This is a genomic window from Aeromicrobium halocynthiae, from assembly GCF_039531385.1.
GTDB classification, from domain to species: domain Bacteria; phylum Actinomycetota; class Actinomycetes; order Propionibacteriales; family Nocardioidaceae; genus Aeromicrobium; species Aeromicrobium halocynthiae.
This window is the reverse complement of record NZ_BAAAPY010000007.1, coordinates 79,731-102,160: the sequence shown is the minus strand read 5'-3', so window position 1 is coordinate 102,160 and position 22,430 is coordinate 79,731. Positions and strand designations below refer to the sequence as shown.

Sequence of the window (22,430 nt, the reverse complement as noted above, 5' to 3'; positions counted from 1 at the left end):
GTCACCCCAGGCGGAGGTCGAGGTTGATCGCGGCGCTGATGAGCGCCAGGTGCGTGAACGCCTGGGGGAAGTTGCCGAGCTGCTCCCCGGTCAGCCCGACCTCCTCGGCGTACAACCCGACGTGGTTGGCATAGGTGAACATCTTCTCCAGCGCCACCTGTGCGTCGTGCAGTCGACCGACGCGCGTGAGCGCCTCGACGTACCAGAACGAGCACAGCGAGAACGTGCCCTCCTCACCGTCGAGCCCGTCGTCGGCGTCCGCGCTCTCCAGGTCGTAGCGGAAGACCAGGCTGTCGGCCACGAGACGCTCCTCGACGGCCTCGAGGGTCGACAGGAACCGCGGGTCCACCGGCGAGCAGAACTTGACCATCGGCATCAGCAGCACCCCCGCGTCGAGCGCCGACCCGCCCTCGGACTGGGTGAAGGCGCCGATCTCCTCGTTCCAGGAGCGTTCGTGGATCCGCTCGTAGACGGCGTCGCGCACGCGGGACCACGCTCCGACGTCGCCGGGCAGCCCGCGCTGGCGAGCCATGCGGATCATCCGCTCGATCGCCACCCACACCATGAGCCGCGACGTCGTGTGCGCCCGGGTGCCGCTGCGGATCTCCCACATGCCGGCGTCCTCGTCGTCCCAGTGCTCCAGGACCCAGTCGAGGACACGGCACAGGTCGCTCCACGCGTCGTGACTGATGCCCTCGCCGTACTTGTTGAACAGGTAGACGGAGTCGATCAGCTCGCCGTAGATGTCCAGCTGCAGCTGGTCGACGGCCGCGTTGCCCGCCCGGACCGGACGCGAGTCCAGGTGTCCGCGCAGGTGGTCGAGCTCGACCTCCTCGGTCGGCAGCGTGCCGTCGATGTCGTAGAGGACGCGCAGGGGACCGAGCCGGCCCCCGTCGTGGTCCTCGCCCAGGCGCTCGGAGAGCCAGCGCACGAAGGAGTTGGCCTCCTCGGTGAACCCGAGACGCAGCAGGGCGTAGAGGGTGAAGGCGGCGTCGCGGATCCACACGTACCGGTAGTCCCAGTTGCGCTCGCCGCCCACCTCCTCGGGCAGGCTCGTCGTCGGTGCCGCGACGACCGCACCGCTCGGCTCGTGGGTGAGCATCTTGAGCGTGATCGCCGAGCGGTTGACGCTCTCGCGCCAGCGGCCCCGGTAGGTGGACTGCGCCAGCCAGTCGTGCCAGAACCGCGACGTGTCCTCGACGAGGGTCTGGGTGTCGGCGTCGCACGGGGAGACAGAGCCGTCGGCGGGAAGGGTCTCCAGCACGAACGTCTCGTCCTGGCCGGACTCCAGGGTGAACGTCGACGTCAGCTCCGGACCGTGCTCGCCGGACTCCTCGACCTCGAGGTCGACCGTGGCGGACAGACCGAGCCGCAGTCCCTCGGCGGTGAGCAGTGCGCCGTCGTCGCCGAGCTCGACCTCGGCCCGTCCGCGCCCGTAGTCCGGACGCACGGCGATGCGCGTGCGCACCGTCGCCGTGCCGCGCACGACGCCGATGCGGCGCACCAGTCGCGAGCGATGGTCGGGATCGGCCGGCCGCAGGACCGGCATGACGTCGTGGACCTCGACGACGCCGGTCGCGGTGAGGAAGCGGGTGGCGAGCACCGCGGTCTCAGGAAGGTAGAACTGCTGCGTCCGCACCAGTCCCTCGACCTCGATCCGCCACGCTCCACCGACGTCCGGATCGAGGACCGCCGCGAAGACGCTGGGCTCGTCGAACCGGCCGGGGCAGTACCAGTCGATCGTGCCGTCGGTGGCCACGAGCGCCGCGGTGCGCAGGTCGCCGATCATGCCGTGGTGGGCGATGGGCACGAACTCCTCGTCCGTGCCCTGCCGCTCCTCGGTCCGCACGGCGTCCTCAGCCATGCGTACGACCGTCCGGCAGCCGCCAGCCGACGTCGCCCGCGAGGTCGACGGCCTCCTGCGGCCCCCACGAGCCGCGCTCGTAGGACCGCACCGTCGGCCGGTCCTCGAGGATCGGCTGGACCACCTGCCAGAGCCGGTCGACCTCGTCGCCGCGGGTGAACAGCGTCTGGTCGCCGCGCATCACGTCGAGCAGCAGGCGCTCGTAGGCCTCGAGCCCCTCCCCGTCCGCACCCTCCTCGGGCAGGTGGAGGTCGACGCAGGCCGTGGTGAGGTCCATCGTCGGGCCGGGTCGCTTGGCCTGCAGGTCGATCTGCATGCGCGGAGTGTCGGTCAGGTCGAGGGTGAGCTGGTCGGGGGCGAGGGACTCCTCGCCGAACCGGCCGGCGGGCGGGGTCCGGAAGGTCAAGGTGACGCTGCGCCGGGTGTCGCCCATCGCCTTGCCGGTCCGCAGCAGGAACGGCACGCCCTGCCACCGCTCGGTGTCGACGAAGACCTCCGCGGCGACGAAGGTCTCGACGTCGGAGTCGTCGGCGACGTCCTCGTCGTCGGTGTACCCCTCGTACTGGCCGAAGACCACCCGCTCGGGGTCGAGCGGGCGCATGGCGGTGAAGACCTTGGCCTTCTCGTTGCGCAGGCTGGTGGCGTCGAGGCGCACCGGCGGCTCCATCGCCACGAAGCCGAGCACCTGGCTCAGGTGGGTCGAGACCATGTCGCGCAGGCAGCCGGTGGACTCGTAGAAGCTGCCCCGCCCGGCGACGTCGAGCTCCTCGGGGACGTCGATCTGCACCTGCACGACGTGCTCGCGGTTCCAGGCCGGCTCGATCAGCCGGTTCGCGAACCGCAGGGCGATGATGTTCTGCACCGCCTCCTTGCCGAGGAAGTGGTCGATGCGGAAGACGTGCTCCTCGTCGGTGACGTCCTTCAGGGCCGCGTCGAGGGACCGGGAGGACTCCAGGTCGCTGCCGAACGGCTTCTCCACGACGATGCGGGCGTCCTCGGCCATGCCGGTGCGACCGAGCATCCCGATCATCGGCTCCATGGCGCCCGGCGGCACCGACAGGTAGAGCAGGCGGCGTGCGTCGTCGCCGAGCTCCTCCTCGGCGCGACGAACGGCCTCGGCGAGGTCCTCGCCGTCGTCGGCGTCCGAGACGACGAAGCTGAGCCGGTCCAGCAGGTCCGTCGCCGCCGCGTCGTCGAGGTCGTCGACGAACTCCTCGAGCCCCTCGCGGATGGTCTGCGCGAACTCCTCGTCCGAGCCGGGCGAGTGCCGACCCGAGCCGATGACCCGGTAGTCCGCGGGCAGCCGACCGGTGAGGCCGAGGTGGTACAGGCCCGGGAACAGCTTGCGCCGGGCGAGGTCGCCGGTGGCCCCGAACAGCACGAACACGTGCGGCGGAGGGGTCTCGGGGTCGTGGCTCATGGCGCTCCTGGTGCTGGGTTCAGGGGAGGCGACGACGCACGGGGGGTGGCCGCTCGGACCGGCTCGCGGGCGTCGGGCCCGGGTTCCGGTGCTGCCTCCAACGTAGGCAGCGACGCGAGCGCCCGCACCCCGTCACCTCCCGGTGCGGACACCGACTGCGGTGATCAGCAGGTGAATGAATCTGCGCGAATCTTGTTCACACGCCGCGTGGCCGTTACCGTGGACGGAGTCCAGGGCCCCACAACCGGAGGGAGGCCCGGCATGTCAGCTCGATGGCTGCTCGTCTTTTCCGTCGCCAGCGTGGTCGCCGACCGCCTGCCGTCCGTGCTCGAACGCATCCCCAAGGTCGTCGTGGCCAGCGTGCCCGACGACGACCAGTCCGTCCTCACCGTCGAGGTGGACGCCGACCCCAAGATCATCGACGACGTTCTGCGCCAGGTGCGCGCGGCGGACCCGAACGCCCTGCGTCTGCACGACAGCATCATCAGCACGCCGACGCCGACCGGGACGCCTGCGTCGAAGCCCATCGACTTCGAGTTCGGCGACGAGCCGCAACCGTGCGAGCACTGCGCCGACTGGCGCCACGAGGCGGTCACCGACGCCGGCGGCCAGCTCGTCCTGCGCGAGTGGCACCAGGCCGACTGCGCGGTCTACGAGTCCTGGTTGTGATCGGCTGAGCGCTCGCGCGCACCTCGTCGTCGCGGCATGATGACCGTGTGAGCACCGACGGTCCCCGCCCCGAACACCCCCGCCCCGAAGACCCCCGCCCCGCCGACGTCCCACCGGCCGCCACCGGGGGCGACGCGACGCCGGAGCGCACCACCGCGCCACGCCGCGCGTCGGGCTTCGACGCGGACGGCCACGTCAAGGGCAGCCGCAGCGGCGCGCTGTACTTCGGGCTGGTCGTCGCGGCACTGCTCACGATCCTCGTGCTCGTGTTCATCCTGCAGAACTCCGACAGCGCCACGATCCGCTTCCTCGGCTTCGAGGGCGCGTTCCCGATCGGGGTGGCGATGCTGCTCGCCGCCGTCACGGGGATCCTCATCGTCGCGGTGCCCGGGTCGGTCCGGATCCTGCAGCTGCGCCGCTCCCTCGCCAAGAACGAGAAGCGCAACCGCGCCGCGGAGTAGGGACCGCCCGTGGCGCCGGCCGTGGAGGTCGAGGTCGACGACCCCGCGTGGGGGTCGGGACCGCCGCGCGTCGTCCGGGTGACGAACCCCGACCGCGTCTACTTCCCCGAGCGGGGATGGACCAAGCTCGACGTCGTCGAGTACTACCTCGCCGTGGGTCCGGCCCTCGTGGGTGCGCTGCGGGAGCGGCCGTGCATGCTGCACCGCTTCCCGCGGGGGCTCGACGGCGACAAGGTGCACACCAAGCGCGTGCCGAGCGGCGCACCGGTCTGGGTCGAGACCGTGCGCGTGCACTTCCCGCGGTTCGACCGCTCCGCCGACGAGCTCTGCGTCACCCAGGTGGCGCACGTGATCTGGGCGGTCCAGATGTCGACCGTCGAGTTCCACCCGTGGAACAGCCGTCGGGCGGACGTGGAGCGGCCCGACGAGTGGCGCATCGACCTCGACCCCGGCCCCGAGTGCGACCTCGCCACGGTCCGCCGCGTCGCCGGCGTGGTGCAGGAGGTGCTCGACGAGCTCGGCGCGACGGGGTACCCCAAGACGTCGGGCGGACGCGGGCTGCACGTCTACGTGCGGATCCCGCCCGAGCACTCCTTCACCGACGTGCGACGTGCCGCCCTGGCCTTCGCCCGCGAGGTGGAGCGTCGGGCACCGCAGGACGTCACCACCGCGTGGTGGCGCAAGGACCGCGACCCCGCCCAGCTGTTCGTGGACTACAACCAGAACGCCCGCGACCACACGATGGCCGCGGCCTACTCGCTGCGCGGCGTCCCCGACGGCAGGGCCTCGGCCCCGATCCGGTGGGACGAGGTGCCCGACGTCGACCCGCACGACCTCACCCTCGCGACGGTGCCCGCGCGGCTCGAGCAGCTGGGCGACCTGCACGCCGGCATCGACGACGCCGTCTTCGACGTCGCGCCGCTGCTGGAGTGGGCCGACCGCGACGAGGCCGCCGGCCAGGACGGGCCGCCGGACCCGGCGGACACGGACCCGTGAGCGAGCAGCCCGACGACGCCCGGATCGACCGCAACTGGACCGAGCTGCCCCCCAGGCACCGGTCGTCGTCAGGTCACGGTGCCGCGGTGGAGGCATCATCCTCGACATAGACCGATGCGCCCATCTCCACGAACTGCGCCGACTTCTCGGCCATGCCCGTCGCGACATAGTCGCGGACGTCCTGGCTGATCCGCATCGAGCAGAACTTCGGGCCGCACATCGAGCAGAAGTGAGCGGTCTTGCTGGCCTCGGCCGGGAGCGTCTCGTCGTGGAACGACTCGGCGGTGTGCGGGTCGAGGGCAAGGGCGAACTGATCGCGCCAGCGGAACTCGAAGCGGGCCTTGGACAGGGCGTCGTCCCAGTCGCGGGCGCCGGGGTGGCCCTTGGCGACGTCGGCGGCGTGCGCGGAGAGCTTGTAGGTGATGACACCGGTCTTCACGTCGTCGCGGTTGGGCAGCCCGAGGTGCTCCTTGGGAGTGACGTAGCAGAGCATCGCGGTGCCGTGCATGGCAATCGTCGCCGCGCCGATCGCGGAGGTGATGTGGTCGTAGCCCGGCGCGACGTCGGTGGCAAGCGGGCCGAGGGTGTAGAACGGCGCGCCGTGACACCAGTCCTGCTGCAGCGCCACGTTCTCCTCGACGAGGTTGAGCGGCACGTGGCCAGGCCCCTCGACCATCACCTGGACGTCGTGCCCCCAGGCACGCTGGGTCAGCTCCGCGAGGGTGCGCAGCTCGGAGAGCTGCGCCTCGTCGTTGGCGTCAGCCGTGCAGCCGGGGCGCAGCCCGTCGCCGAGTGAGAAGGACACGTCGTACCTGGCGAAGATCTCGCACAGCTCGTCGAAGTGGGTGTAGAGGAAGTTCTCCTCGTGGTGGGCCAGGCACCAACCGGCCATGATCGACCCGCCGCGGGAGACGATCCCGGTGATGCGCTGCGCGGTGAGCGGCACGTAGCGCAGCAGCACGCCGGCGTGGATGGTCATGTAGTCGACGCCCTGCTCGCACTGCTCGATGACGGTGTCACGGAAGACCTCCCAGGTGAGCTTGCTCGCGTCACCGTCGACCTTCTCCAGCGCCTGGTAGATCGGCACGGTGCCGATCGGGACCGGCGAGTTGCGGATGATCCACTCGCGGGTCGTGTGGATGTCGTCGCCGGTGGACAGGTCCATCACGGTGTCGGCGCCCCAGGTGACCGCCCAGGTGAGCTTGTCGACCTCCTCGGCGATGCTGGAGGTGACGGCGCTGTTGCCGATGTTCGCATTCACCTTGACCAGGAACCGCCTTCCGATGATCATCGGCTCGGCCTCGGGGTGGTTGAGGTTGGCGGGGATGATCGCGCGCCCGGCCGCGACCTCTGCGCGGACCAGCTCGACGTCGCAGTTCTCGCGGATCGCGACGTACTCCATCTCCGGGGTCACCACGCCCTGCCGGGCGTAGTGCATCTGCGTGACCGTGCCGGTGCCACGGCGCGGTCGGGGCCGCGTACCGCGCCACTGGTCGCGCGCCTCGCCGCGGCGGATCGCGGCCTTGCCGTTGTCGAGCAGCTGGGTCTCCCGGCCGGCGTACTCCTCGGTGTCGCCGCGCTCGGCGATCCAGTCGGCGCGCAGGGACGGCAGGCCGACCTCGGGGTCGCTGCCGGGTCCGGCCGTGGCGTACCGGTCGAACGTCTCGCCGTTGGTGAGCGCGACCCGGGTGAAGGGGACGCGGATGTCGGCGCGCGATCCGGTGCGGTGGACAGTGCTGTGGCTGGGGTGGATGTGCATCAGACCTCCTGGGTGGATGGGACGAGCGTGTGGACGACGAGACCGCGACCGCGACCCAGCCGGTGCCGTGCTCGTTGGGGGGTCGGTACGCCGGCCTGCTCGAGGACGTGCGCGGCTCCGGTCGTCATCAGGGTCGCCACCGGTGAGTCAGTGATGCCGTGAACACGGGGTAGCACGTCGCTCCTCACTTCCTTCGCCGGCATGACCCGGATCAGGTTCGACGGTCGGAGCGGCTCCAGCCCCATCTCAGCCCGATGCCTCGGGCTCCCGTGTGGAATGCGACGACCGTAGCAGCCGTGCCAGCTCTCTCGGAAGGACGTCGGCCGCTGGACGGCCATCATCGAGACGGTCGTGCCTCTGACCCCCGGGCAGGGACAGGCCGATGCGGTTCGTCCCGATCGTCAGCTCGGCGAGGGGTCCGTCACCGTCGGTGGAGACGGTCACATCGTCGGGACTGGGCGATCTCGCGAGTGAGGGTCCCGGTTCGCGACGAACTCCTCGGTCTCGGACGGCAGCGCGTCCGGGACGGGCTGTTCGAACGGAACCTCGGGAGGTCGAGAGGCGGTGGCCGGCGAAGCATGCTCAGTCCGGACCCTCGACGTCCTCGACCGTCTTGTCCGGGCGCAGGCCACGCCAGACGGGGTGGCGCAGGTGGCCGTCGTCGGTCCACTCGCCGAACGCCACCTCGCCGACGACCTTCGGCGTCACCCAGTGCGCCTCCCGGGCGACGTCGCGAGGTGTCACCACCGGCGCGGTGGTGCGCTCGATCCGCGCCAGCGTCTTCTGCAGGTCGGCGAGGGCACGGTCGGTGAACCCGGTGCCGACCCGGCCGGCGTAGACGAGGCCGTCCTCACCGTCGGGCACGGCGACGAGCAGCGAGCCGATGCCGCCGGAGCGTCCACCTCGGCCCGGTCGCCAACCGACGACCACGACCTCCTGCATCCGCTGGTGCTTGAGCTTGAGCCACTGGGCACTGCGCGTCCCGCTGCGGTAGCGGCTCGTGCGTCGCTTGGCGACGACACCCTCCAGCCCGAGGTCGCGGCTGTGCGCCATCGCCTCCTCCAGCGATCCGTCGAACGCCTCCGGGACACGCACCACCGCCTGCCCGGCGGCGTGGTCGCCGTCATCGATCTCGAGGGAGCGCAGTGCCTCGCGTCGCTGCTCGTACGTGAGGTTCTTCGTGCCCTGCCCACCGATGCGCAGCACGTCGAAGGCGTACATCTGCACCGGCGCGGAGCGGCGCGCCGCCGCGACCTCCCGCGGGCCCGTGAGGCCCATCCGCTGCTGCAGACGCCCGAAGGACGGCGCGCCCGAGGAGTCCAGCGTGACGATCTCCCCGTCCAGGACCGTGTCCTCCAGCGCCAGCTCGGCCAAGGCCTCGACGACCTCCGGGTAGGTCGCCGTGGTGTCGCGGCCGCTGCGTCCGCGCAGGGCGACGGCGTCGTCGTCGCAGTAGGCGATGACCCGCACGCCGTCCCACTTCATCTCGAACGCCCACGACGACTCGTCGGCGAGGTCCAGGGCGGTACCAGCCGTCGCGAGCATGGGCGACTCGTCGGTGACGACGGTGCGTGCAGGCTCCTGCGAAGGCTCCGCTGCCGGTCGCGGGCGCACCGGCTCGGACGGCAACGGCTCGCCCGGCAGCTCCATGCGGTGGATGAGCCAGTTGGTCCCGGTCCTGATGAGCGCGAACTTGGCCCGACGGCTGCCTCCTCCTCGGCTCAGTCCGCCGCCGTCTCGACCGGTCAGCGTGGCGATGACCTCCGCGTCGCGCCACTTCTCGGCCTCGTACGTGCCGCTGTCCCAGATCGTGACCTCCCCGGCGCCGTACTCACCCTTCGGGATCGTCCCCTCGAACGTCGCGTAGTCGAGCGGATGGTCCTCCGTCGGCACGGCGAGGTGGTTCGTCGACGGGTCCGTCGGCGGTCCCTTGGGCAGCGCCCACGAGACGAGCACCCCGTCGTGCTCGAGCCGGAAGTCCCAGTGCAGCCGGCTCGCGTGGTGCTCCTGGATGACGAACGAAGGCTCACCAGAGGTCGTCTCGGGGGCAGCGTCCGGCACCGGCTCGGGCGTCCGGCCCGCATCGCGCTTGGAGCGGTAGAGGGTGAGCCGGTCGACCGCCGGGGCCGGGGTCGCGGAGGCGTCGGAGCCGAGAGCGGCCATGGGGTCGTCACCGTCCGCGACCCGCTCCAGCACCTCCGCCATCGTCAGCTGGCGCAGGTCGGGGTCGTCCAGCTCGGCCCACGTGCGCGGCACGGCGACCGTCGGCTCGTCGCGACCGCGCAGCGAGTACGGGGCGATCGTCGTCTTGTTGCGGTTGTTCTGGCTCCAGTCGGCGAGCACCTTGCCCCGGCGCTCGGACGTGCGCTGCGTGCTGACCACGAGGTCCGGCAGCTCGCCCTCCAGCGCCTGGGCGAACTGCTTGGCGAAGGCGTTGACGTAGTCGGCGTCCATCCCGGCAGGGGTGCCGGGCCCTGGGCGGCGACGGGTAGAGCCACCGCGCAGACCGGCATACAGGTGCAGCCCCTTGCTGCCGCTGGTCACCGGGACCGCGTCCAGTCCGAGGTCGTCGAGCAGGTCCCGTGCGACGTGGGCGACCTCGACGCACTCGACGAGGCCCGCACCCGGACCCGGGTCGAGGTCGAGGACGAAGCGGTCGGGATCGAGGTGCTCGCCCCGCGAGCCGACCCGCCACTGGGGCACGTGGATCTCCAGGGCCGCCACCTGGCCCAGCCACGCGAGGGTCGCGACGGAGTCGACGACGACGTAGCTCGTGCGCCGGCTCGAGTGCTGCAGCGAGACCCGCCGCAACCACGACGGCGCCGAGTCCGGCAGGTTCTTCTCGAAGAAGACCTCGCCACCCACGCCATCGACCCACCGCTTGCGCGTCGCGGCACGGTCGCGCACGTGCGGCAGCATGACCGACGCGACGGCGACGTAGTAGGAGATCACCTCGGCCTTCGTCGTGCTCGTCGCCGGATACATCACCTTGTCGAGGTTGGTCAGCCGCAGGCGGTGGCCGTCGATGGTGACGGTCTCGCCGGTGCTGCGCGGCACGGGTCAGGCCTTCTTGCGGGCGGTGCCCTTCGCCGCCCGCGGCCCGGCACCCCCGTCAGAACCACCCTTGCCGCCCTTGGTCGCCGCCCGTCGCTTCTTGCTCCGCTCGACGCTGCGCTGCAACGCCTCCATGAGGTCGACGACCTCCGCGTCGCCACCGTCCTCGCTCTCGCCGAACGTGGCCGACGTGTCCAGGGTCTCGCCCTGCTCGAGCTTGGCCTCGACGAGGGTGCGCAGCTGTTCCTGGTAGTCGTCGCTGAACTCCGCCGGGTCGAAGTCCGCCGCCAACGAGCTGACCAGCTGGGAGGCCATGTCACGCTCCTTGGCACTGATGCGGGGCACCGTCTCCAGCACGTCGAACTCCGCCTCCCGGATCTCGTCGTCCCACAGCATCGTCTGCAGCAGCAGCGTCTTGTCCCGCACCCGCAGAACGGCCAGGCGGGTCCTCTGGCGCAGCGCGAAGCGCACCACGGCACTGCGGTCGGTGTCCTCCAGCGCGCGGCGCAGCAGCGTGTACGGCTTGAGCGACTGCTCGTCCGGCTCGAGGTAGTAGGCCTTGTCGAGGCGGATGGGGTCGATCTGCTTGGCCGGTACGAACTCGAGCACCTCGATCTCGCGGCTGTGCTCGGCCGGCAGCGACGCGAGCTCCTCGGCGGTCAGCACGACGGTGTTCTCACCGTCGTCGAAAGCCTTCGTGATGTCCTCGTAGGCGACCACCTCGCCGCAGACCTCGCAGCGCCGCTGGTAGCGGATGCGCCCGCCGTCCTCGGCGTGGACCTGGTGCAGGGAGACGTCGTGGCTCTTGGTGGCGCTGTAGACCCGCACCGGGACGTTGACCAGCCCGAAGCTGATCGAACCCTTCCAGATGGATCGCATGCCTCATCCTGGCGCACGCGCGGGCGGTTCGCCATCACGACGACACCGCGCCCGAGGCACCCCTGGAACGCCACGGACCCGACGCGTTCGGGGGATCGCGTCGGGTCCTGAGCGGGGGACCGGTGGCCCGGTCGGGGACGGCTCAGCTCTTGCCGGCGTCCTTGGCCACGTCCTTGGCGCCGTCGGCGGCCTTGTGCGTGGCGTCCTTGGCATCCTTGGCGGCGTCCTCGAGCTTGTCGCCGTCGACCTTGGTCCTCGCCTCGTCGGCGGCGTCCTTGGCCTTGTCCTTGAGGTCGCCCGCGGTCTCCTGCGCGGCATGCTTGGCATCCTGCGCGGCACTCTTGACGTCGTTCTTGACCTGCGTGGCGCTCGGCATCGACCCGCCACCGCCGCCGAAGGACGAGGAGTAGTCGCCCGGGGCCTGCGGGCCGCTGTTCTTGTCGCGCGTGGCGGCGACGACCGCCGCCACCGCGCCACCGACGAGCGCGAGCCCGACCAGCTTGCGCAGGCGGCGACGCTTGGGCTTGACCTGCTCGGGCAGCCGCTCCTGCACCGAGGAGGGCAGCTTGTCGTAGGACTCCGGGCTCAGCTCGGGGACGCGCTCGAGGAGGTCGTCGCGGACGTCGGGCCAGCGGTCCTTGGCCTCGTTCAGGCCGCTCTCGAGGCGCGAGAGCAGGGAGTCGCGCACCTCGGGGGCACGGTCGGCGACGGAGTGGCGGAGGTCCTCGGCCTGGGACAGCAGGTCCTGGAGCCGGTCCTCGAGCTGGTCGCGGGTGTTCTTCTTCTTCAGCGGCATGGGGGCTCCCTGGGGGTAGCGGCGGTCTCGTCCCTTCGACCCTACCCATGTGGGTCCACGTCGCACCCTGGCGCGGACGTGGGGTCAGTCGTGGGTCGGGTCCTGCGTCGGGTCCCCGTCGACGTGCTCGTCGTCGTGCTCGTCGTCGTGCTCCTCCACCGGGCCGAGGACGATCGCCGCGAGGCACAGCACGACGATCACCGGCACCCCGAAGGTGAGGAAGAAGAAGGACAGCGCGTCGAACGTCGGGACGTCGACGACACGTGGTCCGAGCACCAGCGAGAGCAGCTGGCCGAAGGCGATGCCGGCGACCACGCCCAGGACCAGGCGACCGCTGGGCCCCTCGCTCGGGCGGCGGGCGGCGGCGAGCAGACCGACCGCGAGGGGGCACCCGAACAGGACGACGTGCATCAGGACGGAGGAGTCGATGCGGGTCGAGAGCAGCGTCCCCACGCTGATCAGTGCGATGACGACGAGGGCGAGGCTCCGGCGTGCCTGCGCCAGGCTCGACGTGGTGGGCTCCACCGTCGTCACACCGCGCCGAGTCGGGACTCGTCGAGGAGTCCACGGCGCTCGGCCTGCACCTCGAAGACGAGCGTCAGGAACGGGGGGACGGCGCACGCGAGCGCGACGAGGGCGACCTTCGGCGACCAGCGGAGGACCCGCCAGGCCACGAGCGTGACCGCGACGTAGACCATGAAGGCGATGCCGTGCAGCAGGCCGGCGACGGGCACGCCCCCCTCGATGCCGGCGTGGGGGTCGTCCTGGACCACCCACTTGAAGAACATCGCCACCAGCAGGGCGGCCCACGTGAGCGCCTCGAGGCGCGCGACGGTGCGGAAGGCGGTCTTCACGACGTCACCGTAGCCGCGCCGCTCAACCGTCGCGACGCGGTCCCCGGGAGGAGTTCGTCACGGGCCGAGGACACCTGCGCGAAACACCGGTGTGGTGGACTGGCCCCATGGCCTTCCTGCTGCGTGTCGAACTACCGGACGTCCCGGGGTCGCTCGGGACGTTGGCGACGGCCCTCGGCTCGGCCGGCGCGGACATCGAGGCGATCGAGATCGTGGAGCACCGAGCCGACGGCGTCGCGGTCGACGACGTCCTGCTGGAGCTTCCTCCGCACCTCATGCCCGACGCGTTGATCACCGCCTGTCACGAGGTCGAGGGCGTGCGGGTGCACTGGATCTCGCGGTACAACGCCGGCGCGAACCTGCGTCTGGACCTCGAGGCCGTCGAGGCGTTCGCGGCGGAGCCGGCGCGCGCGCTCGAGCGTCTCGTGACGGTCCTGCCCGACACCTTCCGCGTCGACTGGGCGATGAGCGTGCGCCTGCAGGCGGGCGAGCCGGTGGCGGTCCACGCCACCGACGCCGCACCCGCCCTGCCCGACGACGCCGCGTCGTGGCTCGGGATCGAGACGGCCTGCTCGCTCGATCCGGTCCCGGGCTGGGAGCAGACCGTCCTGGCCGGCACCCCGGCCAAGAGCGGCGACGGCGAGGCGTTCGTCGTCGTGGTGGCGCGCCATGGCGGGCCGGAGTTCCTCGCCTCGGAGCTGGCGCGACTCGGACACCTCACCCACCTGGCGGCGTCGGTCCAGTCCTGACCGGCCCGACTCCTCTTCCCCGGGGGGGCGACTCAGACCTTGGGATCGGGCATCGGCTTGGCGTCGGTGAGCGGGACGTGCGCGTGCTGGAAGCGGCCGAGCGCCTGCACCTCCTGCTCGAGCTCGGGGACGTGGCGGCGCAGGTGCCGGCGCATGACAAGCCAGCCGACCGGTCCGTTCACCACGGCCTTCATGACGTTGGCCAGCACCACGCCGCGGGGGACGTAGACGCGGGGGCGGCGACGGGCGATGCCGGCGAGGATCGCCTCGACGCAGTCGTCGATGGTCGTGGTGCTGTTCGCCGGGTAGGGCAGCATCCCGCGGATCGTGGCGAAGGTCGGCAGGTCGGCCTCGGCGCCACGGACGATGTCCGTGTCGATCCAGGAGGGGTGGCAGACCCCGACCCCGATCCCGAGGTGGGCGACCTCCTGGCGGGTGGCGAGGGCCAGCGACTCCGCCCCGGCCTTGCTGGCGTTGTAGGACGCGAGCCCGGCCAACGTGGTGAACGAGGCCAGCGACGCGACGACGAGCGCATAGCCGCCCGTCACCTCCAGGTGCGGGATCGCGGCGTGCAGGGTGCGGTAGACGCCGTTGACGTTGATGTCGACGACGCGCGTGAAGGCGGGGTCGTCGATCTGGCGGACCGTGCCGTAGGAGGCGATGCCGGCATTCGCGAGGACGTGGTCGATGCGACCGAAGTGGCTCGCGGCGGCGTCGACGGCGGCGGTCAGCTCGGCGGCGTCGCGGACGTCGGCGGTCCACCAGTGGGCGGCGTCGCCCAGCTCCTCGGACAAGGCCTGCAGCAGGTCCGGCTCCAGGCCGAGCAGCGCCACCCGGCCGCCGCGCGCGACGTACCCGCGAGCGACGCCCGCGCCGATTCCCCGGGCGGCTCCGGTGATGAGCAGGACCTGGTCGTCGAAGCGTCGAGAGCGTGAGCGTCGCGTCATCGGGTCAACGTACCGCCGGTATGTGGCCGGGTGCCAGCGTCCCTCGCCCCACGTGAGGCATCCCTCAGCCGAGCAGGGAGCGGACCAGCAGCACGACGGCCGAGGCTGCGCACACGACCAGCACCGCCGGGCGCACCGTCTCGGGTCGCAGGTGGCGCTTGAGCGGGCCGCTGATCAGTGCCCCCGCCAGCAGCACCGGCAGGAGCGCGGCGGCGGTGACCATCTGGGCACGGGTCAGCTCGCCGGCCAGGGCCAGGCCGCCGAGGCTCAGCAGCGCCCCGATCAGGAAGTAGACCGCCATGGTCGTGCGGATCTGCAGCGGCGGTCGGTGCTGGTAGAGCAGCGCGAACGGCGGCCCACCGATGGAGCTCGCCGTGCCGGTGATGCCGCCGACGAACCCCGCGCCGCTCAACGTCCCCCGGGTGATCGGGATGACCACGGTACGGATGGTGAGCAGGACCGCCGCGAGGACGATGACCGAGACGCCGATGCCGAGCCCACGCGCCCCGACCATCGCCACCAGCACGACCCCCACGACCGTGCCGACGACACGCGCCGGCATGGACCACGCCAGACCGTGCCAGTCGATCTCGCTGCGCTCGCGGGCGAGCGTCATGACCGGGAAGACCGATGCGAGCACGAGCATCGTGCCCGGCATCAGCTCCGGCGCCAGCAGCGTGATGATCGGTGCTGCCGTGAGCCCGAGGCCGAGGCCGATCACCGACTGGACGAGCGTGCCGGCCAGCACCGCCACGGCGATGACAGTGAACGCGACGACCCCGATGTCCAGCACGGGCCCAGCGTCTCAGGCGCGTCGTCGAGGCGGAGGGGCGGGAGCGCCGATCGGTGCCTGAGCAACCCTCTCGACCACCACCAGGTTGCTCGGGCACCGATCGACCGTTCCTGACGAGCGGCGGTCAGCGGCGGACGGCGCGGTCCACGCGGCGGTGGTAGCGCTGGCCGAGGACGCCACCGGCGAGCGCACCGAGGAGCGTGACCGCCAGCACGACGAGCGCGGCGACGATGCTGCCACCGGTCAGCTGTTCGCCCGAGAGCGGCAGCCGGGGCAGGTCCACGCGGGCCAGCACGTCGTAGGTGGCACCGAAGATCGCGCCGAGGCCGACGGAGACGATCGTGACGAGCAGACCGATGCCCCAGACGCCCAGGCCCTGACGTGCGCCGTCGAAGCGCGACATGCGTCCGGCGACGTACCCGCCGGCCAGGTAGGCGAGCCCGAGGACCAGCAGGGCGACGACGGCGGTGGCCACGGCGATCGTGCCGGCCTCGCGCTCGGCCTCGGACTGCGTCACGCCGATGTCGGAGCCGACCGCGGTGAGGACGGCCCCGATGATGCCGGCCAGGAGGATGGCCACGCCCATCGCGACGATCCAGCCGAAGAACGCGGCGCCGATGTTCTGACCGCCGAACCGCTCGCGCGCCGCGTCGCGGTCGGCGACGGCGCGGTCGTCGTGGGCTGGGTCGCGGCGGGCTCTGTCCGCGGGGGCCGGGTCGGCCGGCGGGTGGCCGGCGGCGGCGTGGTCGCCGGGGGTGTGGTCGCTGGGGCGATCGGGCTGGTTCGTCATGATGACTCCTTCGGTCGATCGGGGGGTCGGCCTCGGGCGCTCCGGCCGTCGGCGACCACAGGCGTACCCGGCCCCGACCTGGACAAACACCGTCGACGCCGTGCGGTCGGCCCCGGCGGCGGCTCAGGCCCGGTCGGACGCGCGTGCGGGGCCGACCGGGTCGGTGGCACCGGAGTCGTCGACACCTCGTCGCAGGTCCTCGCCCATCCGCGCGAGCGCATCGACCCGGGCGTCACTCCTCCGGAGAGGTCCGCGCGGGCGGCGAACGGCAACGGCCCCCGCGACGTGTTGTCGCGGGGGCCGTTCGTGCTGCGCGCCCGTAGGGATTCGAACCCCAAACCTTCTGATCCGTAGTCAGATGCTCTATCCGTTGAGCTACGGGCGCACGCCCCGAAGGGCAGGGACGAGTCTAACCCGCAGTCCTGGCGACGGGGAAATCGGGGTGATCAGAGCACCGCGCGCTTGACGAGGCGCGGCATCGTCGAGGCGACGGCGTCGGTCTGGCCGACCACCTCGAAGTCGACCTTCTCGAACATCGCCCGGGAGCCGACGAAGGCCATCATGAGGTCCATGCGGCCGTCGGGGTCGACGGGGTGGGCCTCGACGGTCGGCGCACCGTGACGGCGCGCGTGCTCGAGGGCGCCGGTGAGCATGGCGGTGGTGACGCCGCGGCGCCGGTGCCCGCCGCGCACGACGACGCAGATGATGCTCCAGACGTCGACGTCGTCGAGGGGGCGGATCTTCTTGCCGGCGACGAGCCTGGGGATCTCTCGTCGCGGGCCGATGCTGCACCAGCCGACCGGCACGCCGTCTGCGTACGTGACGACGCCCGGCGGGTGCTCGCGCTCGCACACGCGCCGCATGGCCTGCTCGCGGCTCCCGCCGCCGAGCTCGGCGATCTCGCGTGCCGGCAGCCGGTGCGACAGGCACCAGCAGTGGTGGGCGCTCGACGTCTGAGCTGAGTCGGCCGGGTGGGCTCCTGATCGGTGCCTGAGCAACCGGAACAGGCCGCAGAAGGTTGCCCCGCCACCGATCCGCCCCCTTCCTCGCGATGCGGTTGCGCAGGCACCGATCGGGGCGGAGCCCCGTTGCGCTCAGCCGGTGTTGCGCAGACCGGCGGCGATGCCGTTGATGGTGAGCAGCAGGGCGCGCTGCAGGGCGGGGTCGTCGGCATCGGTGTCGCGGGTGCGGCGCAGCAGGGAGACCTGCAGGGCGTGCAGCGGCGTCAGGTAGGAGTCGCGCAGCTCCAGGGTGCGGCGCAGCACCGGCGCGGACTCCAGCAGCGACTTCTCCCCCGTCACCCGCAGCACCTGCTCGACCGTTCGCGCGTGCTCGTCGCGGATCCGCTCGAACAACCAGCGGGCGTCCTCGGGCACGAGCGCGTCGACGTACGTGGCGGCGATGTCGAGGTCGGTCTTGGCGAGCGTCATCTCGACGTTGGAGAGGAAGGTGCGGAAGAACGCCCACGACTCGTACATCTGGCGCAGCGTGTCGGCGCGGCCGTCGTCGAACGCGGCCGCGAGACCGGAGCCGACGCCGAACCAGCCGGGCAGGATGATGCGCGACTGCGTCCAGCCGAAGACCCACGGGATGGCACGCAGGTCCTCCAGGCCGCCGGCGCCGCCGGGACGCTTGGCCGGGCGCGAGCCGATGTTCATCTTGCCGAGCTCGTCGACCGGCGTCGCGGAGACGAAAAACGGCACGAGCGCGTCGTCACGCACCAGCGCCCGGTAGGTGTCCTGGCCGTTCGCGGCGACGAGGTCCATCGTGGCGTTCCAGCCGTCGAGCAGGTCCTGCGGCAGCTGGGAGCGTCGCTGCAGGGCCGACGCCTCGAGCACGGCGGCGAGCGCGCTCTCCAGGTTGTGCCGGCCGAGCCCGGGGAGGGCGTACTTGTCGGAGATGACCTCGCCCTGCTCGGTGATCTTGATCGGGCCGTCGAGGCTGCCGTGCGGCTGGCTCTTGATCGCCTCGGCCGTCGGACCGCCGCCGCGGCCGACCGACCCGCCGCGGCCGTGGAACAGCCGAAGGGTCACGCCGTGCTCGCGGGCGATGTCGCGCAACGAGCGCTGGGCGCGGTGGATCTGCCACTGCGAGGCGGCGATGCCGGCGTCCTTGGAGGAGTCGGAGTAGCCGAGCATGATCTCCTGCACGTCGCCGCGGGCTGCGACGATACGCCGGTACGACGGGTCCGACAGCAGCGACTCCAGCAGCGGCCCGGCGGCCTCCAGCTCGGCGACGGTCTCGAACAGCGGAGCGAACCCGATGCGCGCCCGCGCGCCCGACTCCTCGGTGCCGGGGTCGACGAGGCCGACCTCGCGGGCCAGCACGACGACGGCGAAGAGGTCGTCGACGTCGTGCGTCATGGAGACGATGTAGGTCTCGATGACGTCGGGTCCGTAGGCGTCGAGCGCGTCGCGGATGGTGGTGAGCAGCGCGAGACTGGCGCGGGCAGCGTCGCCGAGGTCACCGTCGGCTGCGGCGGCCACGCCGGCACCGGTGAGGGGGCGCCGCGACGTCATCTCTTGGCGCAGCAGGGCGATGCGGTCGGGACGGTCGAGCTCCTCGTAGGGGGTCTCGAGCTCCCCGAGGCGACCGAACAGCTCGGCGAGCGCGTCGTGGTGCTTGGCGCTGTGCTCACGGACGTCCATCGTGGCGAGCGCGGCACCGAACGTCACGGCGGTGCGGATGACGCGCAAGATGGCGCCGTCGGCGGTCAGGTGGTCTCCCGCGGCGAGCATCGAGTCGCGCACGAGCACGAGGTCGTCGACGAGCTCGGACATGGCGGCGTAGTCGCGGCCTGGCTCGTGGGCGGTGCCGTTGACGAGCCGGTCGCGGGTGCGCTGCAGGCGCACCCGCACGAAGCTGAGCTTCAGCCGGTACGGCTCCTCGGCGTTGAGGCGGCGGATGGTGCTCCACGTGATGGGCAGCGCCTCGGCGTCGGCCTCGAGGCTCGCCAGGAGGGCGTCGCTGGCGGTGACGACGCGGGTGGTGGCGGTCATCTCGGTGAGCAGCTCGTCGACGGCGCCGATGAGCTCGTCGAGCCCGGCGAGGTGCTGCAGGTGCTGGATCTGCTCGGTGACAGCGGGCGTGACGTTCGGGTTGCCGTCGCGGTCGCCGCCGGCCCACGTGCCGAAGCGCAGGGGCCGGGCGGTGGCGGGCAGCTCGACGCCGATGCCGCGCAGCTGCTGGTCGAGCTCCTCGAGCAGCTCGGGCACGACCTCGGAGGAGATGGACCGCAGGTAGTAGACAGCGGTGCGGGCCTCGTCCTGCGGCTCGGGCTTGACGATGCGCAGCTCGTCGGTCTGCCACAGCAGGTCGACGAGCTCGGCGAGGCGACGGTCGTCGCTGCGGCGGGCCGCGGCGACGCGCTCGTCGTCGAGGGTGGCGGCGAGGGTCTCGGCGACCTTGCGCAGCAACCGCATGACGCTGCGCCGGCTGGACTCGGTGGGATGGGCGGTGAAGACCGGGCGGTACTCCAGGCGCGACAGCACCGAGGTGAGCGTCTCGGGGTCGAGGTCACCGGCCTCGAGCGCCTCGGCGACGCGGCCGATGGTCTGGGCGAGCGGGCCGTCGACCCCGGTCGTGAGCTCGCGCCAGCGGTGCAGCTGCTCGGCGATGTTGGCCAGCTGGAAGTAGGCGGTGAAGGCACGGGCCAGCACGACCGCCGTCTCGGGGTCGACGTCGTCGAGCACGGTGGTGAGCTCGTCGCCGCCGGAGTCCTGGCGGGCGAGACGACGCACGGTCTCGACGAGCTCGAGCAGCGCGGCGCCCTCGTGCCGCTCGAGCGCCTCGCCGAGCAGTCGACCCAGCAGCCGCACGGACCCGCGCAGGGCGGTGTGCTGCTCGTCGGAGGCGACGCCCTGGCCGAACAGCGACGCGTCGCGGTCGCGGCGGTCGGAGGCGAGGATCTGCTCGGGGGTGCGCTGTCGCGAGGCCATGGGTCCAGTCTGCCCGGCCCGTGTTTCGGGCGTGTGGCGGCGGTGCCGCAGCGCCGGACCACGAGTTTGTCGAAAACGGCACCGGTCGCGTACCACGCTCCCTACAGTGAGGCGACTCCAGCGTCGTGCAGCAGCGTGCGACGCCCCATCGGGGAGGGAACCCACACTCATGATCTCGTCGCGTACCGGACGCCTGCGGGCGTTCACCGCTCTCGGGGCCGCTGCGGCCCTGAGCGGTGGTCTGCTGGCCGCCACCACGTCCCAGGCCGCGGCCGAGCCGGTCGATGCGCCGGCCGCGTCGCAGTGCCCCGACCCCTTCCCGCACACCGAGCTGCAGGAGGGTCAGGAGGTCACCGGGGTGACCAACACGCGCGGCACCACGCTCGACCCCTTCTCCGGCACCTACGTCGACACGATCGTCGGTGGCATCGGCCGCGGCCGCGACATGCTGGTCTTCCGTCTCGAGGGCTCGCGCATCACGAAGGCCGACGGCACGCCGGACGCCGGCATCTGGTCGGGCATCTCCGGCTCGCCGGTCTACGCCGAGAACGGCGAGCTCGTCGGGTCGGTCTCCTACGGCTTCAACGACGGCAACGAGACGCTCGCCGGCGTCACGCCCGCCGAGTACGTCTACGGCGTCAAGCCCACGACGGTCACGCCGGAGCAGGTCTCCCTCGCCCCGGCGCGCACCGCGCTGGCCCGCCAGGACGTGCGCGTCGCGCCGTCGGCGAGCCTCAAGCGCATCGGCACGGTCCGGCAGGTCTCCGGCGTCGTCGCCGGTCAGCTGCCGTCCGTGCGCCGCATCGCGTCGCGTGCCGGCACGAGCGGCACGTTCGTCAACGGCTCCGCGACGTCGAAGGACGCGCGGACCTACCCGATCGTCGCCGGTGGAAGCGTCGGCGTCACGTGGTCCTTCGGCGACATCACGACGGCGTCGGTCGGTTCCGTCACGGCCGTCTGTCAGGCCGACGGCGGGACCGACGTGTTCGCGTTCGGCCACCCCGACGTGTGGGACGGCGAGAGCGACCAGAGCCTGCACGGTGCCGCCGCGGTGAGCATCTCCGCCGGCACCTTCGGCAGCTACAAGCTGTCGAACGTCGGCGCGCCGGTCGGTCGCCTCGTGGAGGACCGCCTCGAGGGGATCTTCGGTCGCCTCGGCGACCTGCCCGTCTCGGTCGACCTGAGGACGAGCACGACGTTCCGCGGCCGCACGATCCCCGGCTCCACGACGATCACCGAGACCGACGTCCTGCCGTTCATCACCGCGCTGCAGACGTACTCCGACGTCGACACGGCGTTCAACGCCTTCGACGTGGGCGGCGACTCCGAGATCGGCTGGAAGATCGGCTTCAAGCGCGCCAACGGCAAGGGGCAGAGCTTCGCCCGCTCACAGCGCTACTCCAGCCGCGCCTGGCTCGCCGAGGAGGTCGTCAGCGACGTCGCCTCCGACGTGTACGAGCTGCTGGAGAACGAGTTCGAGGACATCACGATCACCTCGATCTCCGTGACGAACACGCTCGACGCCTCCTACCGCGCCTACAAGCTCGGCAAGGTCGAGCGTCAGGTCAAGGGCACGTGGTCGGTCGTCAAGCCGTCGCGTCCTCTCGACGTGAAGGCCGGCAGCCGTCTGCGCCTGCGCCTGACGCTGACGCCGTTGAATCGTCACGCGAAGGTCAAGACGACGACGCGCATCGTCTCGTTCACGACGTCGAAGTACGCCGCCGGCTCGGGCCGTCTCTACCTCGAGGGCGGGGCGTACGGCTGGCGCGACCACGACGAGTACGAGGACTTCGACGAGATGCACGACGACGAGGACGACGAGGACCCGTTCCGCATCTACCCGTCGGCGCCGCGCACCCTCGACGCCCAGCTGAAGCTGATGCGGGGCATCCAGCGTCAGGACCAGGTCGTCAGCGTCCTGGCGCACCGGGGTCGCAACACCGGCCGCCTGGTGAACACGAAGTCGACGCTGCAGCTGCCGTCGATCGTGGAGGGCGAGACGCGGTACGCGATCCGGTTCCGTCGCTGACGGACCGAGCGGGCTGAGCGCCCGCGACGCGACGAGGGGCACCAGGTGATCCTGGTGCCCCTCGTCGTTCGTGCGGTGTCGACGGCGCGAGTGGTGGTGACCGTCAGCCGGCGGCGCGGTCCTCGCGACCGGGCCGCGGGAGGGTGCGCATCATGTGGTCGCCGGCGTCGAGGAGGTCGGCCACCTCGGTGGTGGCCAGGGTGTACTCGACGACGCCGTCGTGCCGGCTGGAGGTGACCAGGCCGACGCGTCGCAGCACGGCGAGCTGCTGCGACAGGTTGGAGGCCTCGATGTCGATCTCGGCGAGCAGGTCACGCACGACGCACGGACCGGCCTGCAGCAGCTCGAGCACCCGGATGCGGACCGGGTGCCCGAGCGTGCGGAACAGCTCGGCCTTGGCCTGGTACTGCGGTACCTGGACCGAGGCCACGC

19 protein-coding genes, 1 tRNA gene and 1 riboswitch are annotated in these 22,430 nt (G+C 71.7%); of the genes, 5 read left to right on the top strand and 15 right to left on the bottom strand.

Annotated features, from left to right (window positions below; genetic code table 11):
- Position 1: 1 nt before the first annotated feature.
- Positions 2 to 1,864 carry a glycoside hydrolase family 15 protein gene (locus tag ABD213_RS10830; protein ID WP_344328095.1) on the bottom strand — a complete coding sequence of 621 codons (1,863 nt, stop codon included), beginning with the start codon at positions 1,862 to 1,864 and terminating at the stop codon, positions 2 to 4.
- The gene (zwf, locus tag ABD213_RS10825; protein WP_344328091.1) at positions 1,857 to 3,284 is read right to left on the bottom strand and encodes a glucose-6-phosphate dehydrogenase; all 1,428 of its coding nucleotides are present in this window, start codon (positions 3,282 to 3,284) and stop codon (positions 1,857 to 1,859) included. The genes ABD213_RS10830 and zwf overlap by 8 nt, the downstream gene beginning before the upstream one ends.
- A gap of 261 nt (positions 3,285 to 3,545) precedes the next feature.
- Between zwf and ABD213_RS10820 the strand changes: the two genes are divergently transcribed.
- Genes ABD213_RS10820 through ligD form a run of 3 tightly spaced genes read left to right on the top strand, consistent with a single transcriptional unit; the run spans position 3,546 to position 5,410 of the window.
- Positions 3,546 to 3,953 carry a hypothetical protein gene (locus ABD213_RS10820; protein ID WP_344328086.1) on the top strand — a complete coding sequence of 136 codons (408 nt, stop codon included), beginning with the start codon at positions 3,546 to 3,548 and terminating at the stop codon, positions 3,951 to 3,953.
- A 47-nt stretch (positions 3,954 to 4,000) separates the two neighbouring features.
- Positions 4,001 to 4,414 (top strand): LapA family protein, encoded by a 414-nt coding sequence (locus ABD213_RS10815; RefSeq protein WP_344328081.1) that lies wholly within the window; start codon positions 4,001 to 4,003, stop codon positions 4,412 to 4,414.
- Positions 4,415 to 4,423: 9 nt separating this feature from the next.
- Positions 4,424 to 5,410: a non-homologous end-joining DNA ligase gene (ligD, locus tag ABD213_RS10810; RefSeq protein ID WP_344328076.1), complete on the top strand. Its 987-nt coding sequence runs from the start codon at positions 4,424 to 4,426 to the stop codon at positions 5,408 to 5,410.
- A 73-nt stretch (positions 5,411 to 5,483) separates the two neighbouring features.
- On the opposite strand, the gene thiC is transcribed toward ligD, so the two are convergent.
- From thiC to ABD213_RS10780, 6 genes are all read right to left on the bottom strand, one after another.
- On the bottom strand, positions 5,484 to 7,169 hold the full coding sequence (gene thiC, locus ABD213_RS10805; RefSeq protein WP_344328072.1) for a phosphomethylpyrimidine synthase ThiC: 1,686 nt from the start codon (positions 7,167 to 7,169) through the stop codon (positions 5,484 to 5,486).
- Positions 7,170 to 7,340: 171 nt separating this feature from the next.
- Positions 7,341 to 7,450: riboswitch (TPP riboswitch) on the bottom strand.
- Positions 7,451 to 7,751: 301 nt separating this feature from the next.
- Entirely contained in the window at positions 7,752 to 10,226 is a 2,475-nt protein-coding gene (locus ABD213_RS10800; RefSeq protein WP_344328066.1) for an ATP-dependent DNA ligase, read from the bottom strand.
- Positions 10,227 to 10,229: 3 nt separating this feature from the next.
- Entirely contained in the window at positions 10,230 to 11,102 is an 873-nt protein-coding gene (gene ku, locus ABD213_RS10795) for a non-homologous end joining protein Ku (RefSeq protein WP_344328061.1), read from the bottom strand.
- A gap of 142 nt (positions 11,103 to 11,244) precedes the next feature.
- Positions 11,245 to 11,898, bottom strand: coding sequence for a hypothetical protein (locus tag ABD213_RS10790; protein ID WP_344328057.1), 654 nt, complete (start codon positions 11,896 to 11,898; stop codon positions 11,245 to 11,247).
- Positions 11,899 to 11,982: 84 nt separating this feature from the next.
- Complete coding sequence (locus ABD213_RS10785) at positions 11,983 to 12,432, bottom strand: hypothetical protein (protein ID WP_344328055.1); 450 nt, start codon at positions 12,430 to 12,432, stop codon at positions 11,983 to 11,985.
- Positions 12,429 to 12,752 (bottom strand): DUF3817 domain-containing protein, encoded by a 324-nt coding sequence (locus tag ABD213_RS10780; protein WP_344328052.1) that lies wholly within the window; start codon positions 12,750 to 12,752, stop codon positions 12,429 to 12,431. The genes ABD213_RS10785 and ABD213_RS10780 overlap by 4 nt, the downstream gene beginning before the upstream one ends.
- Before the next feature lie 107 nt (positions 12,753 to 12,859).
- Here ABD213_RS10780 and ABD213_RS10775 point away from each other — a divergent pair, with 107 nt between their 5' ends.
- Positions 12,860 to 13,501: an ACT domain-containing protein gene (locus ABD213_RS10775; protein WP_344328048.1), complete on the top strand. Its 642-nt coding sequence runs from the start codon at positions 12,860 to 12,862 to the stop codon at positions 13,499 to 13,501.
- 32 nt (positions 13,502 to 13,533) lie between these two features.
- Here ABD213_RS10775 and ABD213_RS10770 read toward each other — a convergent pair whose 3' ends face one another.
- The 6 genes from ABD213_RS10770 to ppc all read right to left on the bottom strand — a co-directional run bounded on the left by ABD213_RS10770 (position 13,534) and on the right by ppc (position 19,969).
- Positions 13,534 to 14,448, bottom strand: a complete 915-nt coding sequence (locus ABD213_RS10770) for an SDR family oxidoreductase (RefSeq protein WP_344328046.1) — start codon at positions 14,446 to 14,448, stop codon at positions 13,534 to 13,536.
- Positions 14,449 to 14,512: 64 nt separating this feature from the next.
- Positions 14,513 to 15,241: a TSUP family transporter gene (locus ABD213_RS10765; RefSeq protein ID WP_344328044.1), complete on the bottom strand. Its 729-nt coding sequence runs from the start codon at positions 15,239 to 15,241 to the stop codon at positions 14,513 to 14,515.
- Positions 15,242 to 15,365: 124 nt separating this feature from the next.
- Positions 15,366 to 16,031, bottom strand: coding sequence for a hypothetical protein (locus ABD213_RS10760; RefSeq protein WP_344328040.1), 666 nt, complete (start codon positions 16,029 to 16,031; stop codon positions 15,366 to 15,368).
- A gap of 312 nt (positions 16,032 to 16,343) precedes the next feature.
- Positions 16,344 to 16,416: transfer RNA gene (locus ABD213_RS10755), tRNA-Arg, on the bottom strand.
- Positions 16,417 to 16,477: 61 nt separating this feature from the next.
- Positions 16,478 to 17,029 carry a GNAT family N-acetyltransferase gene (locus ABD213_RS10750; protein WP_344328038.1) on the bottom strand — a complete coding sequence of 184 codons (552 nt, stop codon included), beginning with the start codon at positions 17,027 to 17,029 and terminating at the stop codon, positions 16,478 to 16,480.
- Between the two features lie 96 nt (positions 17,030 to 17,125).
- Entirely contained in the window at positions 17,126 to 19,969 is a 2,844-nt protein-coding gene (ppc, locus tag ABD213_RS10745) for a phosphoenolpyruvate carboxylase (RefSeq protein WP_344328032.1), read from the bottom strand.
- 169 nt (positions 19,970 to 20,138) lie between these two features.
- Here ppc and ABD213_RS10740 point away from each other — a divergent pair, with 169 nt between their 5' ends.
- On the top strand, positions 20,139 to 21,998 hold the full coding sequence (locus ABD213_RS10740) for a hypothetical protein (RefSeq protein WP_344328028.1): 1,860 nt from the start codon (positions 20,139 to 20,141) through the stop codon (positions 21,996 to 21,998).
- Positions 21,999 to 22,101: 103 nt separating this feature from the next.
- Here the strand turns inward: ABD213_RS10740 and ABD213_RS10735 are convergent, their stop codons facing one another.
- Complete coding sequence (locus tag ABD213_RS10735; RefSeq protein WP_344328025.1) at positions 22,102 to 22,428, bottom strand: ArsR/SmtB family transcription factor; 327 nt, start codon at positions 22,426 to 22,428, stop codon at positions 22,102 to 22,104.
- Between the last annotated feature and the right edge of the window lie 2 nt (positions 22,429 to 22,430).

Bases quoted from the DNA above. Each gene is read 5' to 3' on its own strand.
- ABD213_RS10830 (WP_344328095.1), bottom strand. From the start codon at position 1,864: ATGGCTGAGGACGCCGTGCGGACCGAGGAGCGGCAGGGCACGGACGAG.
- zwf (WP_344328091.1), bottom strand. From the start codon at position 3,284: ATGAGCCACGACCCCGAGACCCCTCCGCCGCACGTGTTCGTGCTGTTC.
- ABD213_RS10820 (WP_344328086.1), top strand. From the start codon at position 3,546: ATGTCAGCTCGATGGCTGCTCGTCTTTTCCGTCGCCAGCGTGGTCGCC.
- thiC (WP_344328072.1), bottom strand. From the start codon at position 7,169: ATGCACATCCACCCCAGCCACAGCACTGTCCACCGCACCGGATCGCGC.
- ku (WP_344328061.1), bottom strand. From the start codon at position 11,102: ATGCGATCCATCTGGAAGGGTTCGATCAGCTTCGGGCTGGTCAACGTC.
- ABD213_RS10790 (WP_344328057.1), bottom strand. From the start codon at position 11,898: ATGCCGCTGAAGAAGAAGAACACCCGCGACCAGCTCGAGGACCGGCTC.
- ABD213_RS10775 (WP_344328048.1), top strand. From the start codon at position 12,860: ATGGCCTTCCTGCTGCGTGTCGAACTACCGGACGTCCCGGGGTCGCTC.
- ABD213_RS10770 (WP_344328046.1), bottom strand. From the start codon at position 14,448: ATGACGCGACGCTCACGCTCTCGACGCTTCGACGACCAGGTCCTGCTC.
- ABD213_RS10760 (WP_344328040.1), bottom strand. From the start codon at position 16,031: ATGACGAACCAGCCCGATCGCCCCAGCGACCACACCCCCGGCGACCAC.
- ppc (WP_344328032.1), bottom strand. From the start codon at position 19,969: ATGGCCTCGCGACAGCGCACCCCCGAGCAGATCCTCGCCTCCGACCGC.
- ABD213_RS10740 (WP_344328028.1), top strand. From the start codon at position 20,139: ATGATCTCGTCGCGTACCGGACGCCTGCGGGCGTTCACCGCTCTCGGG.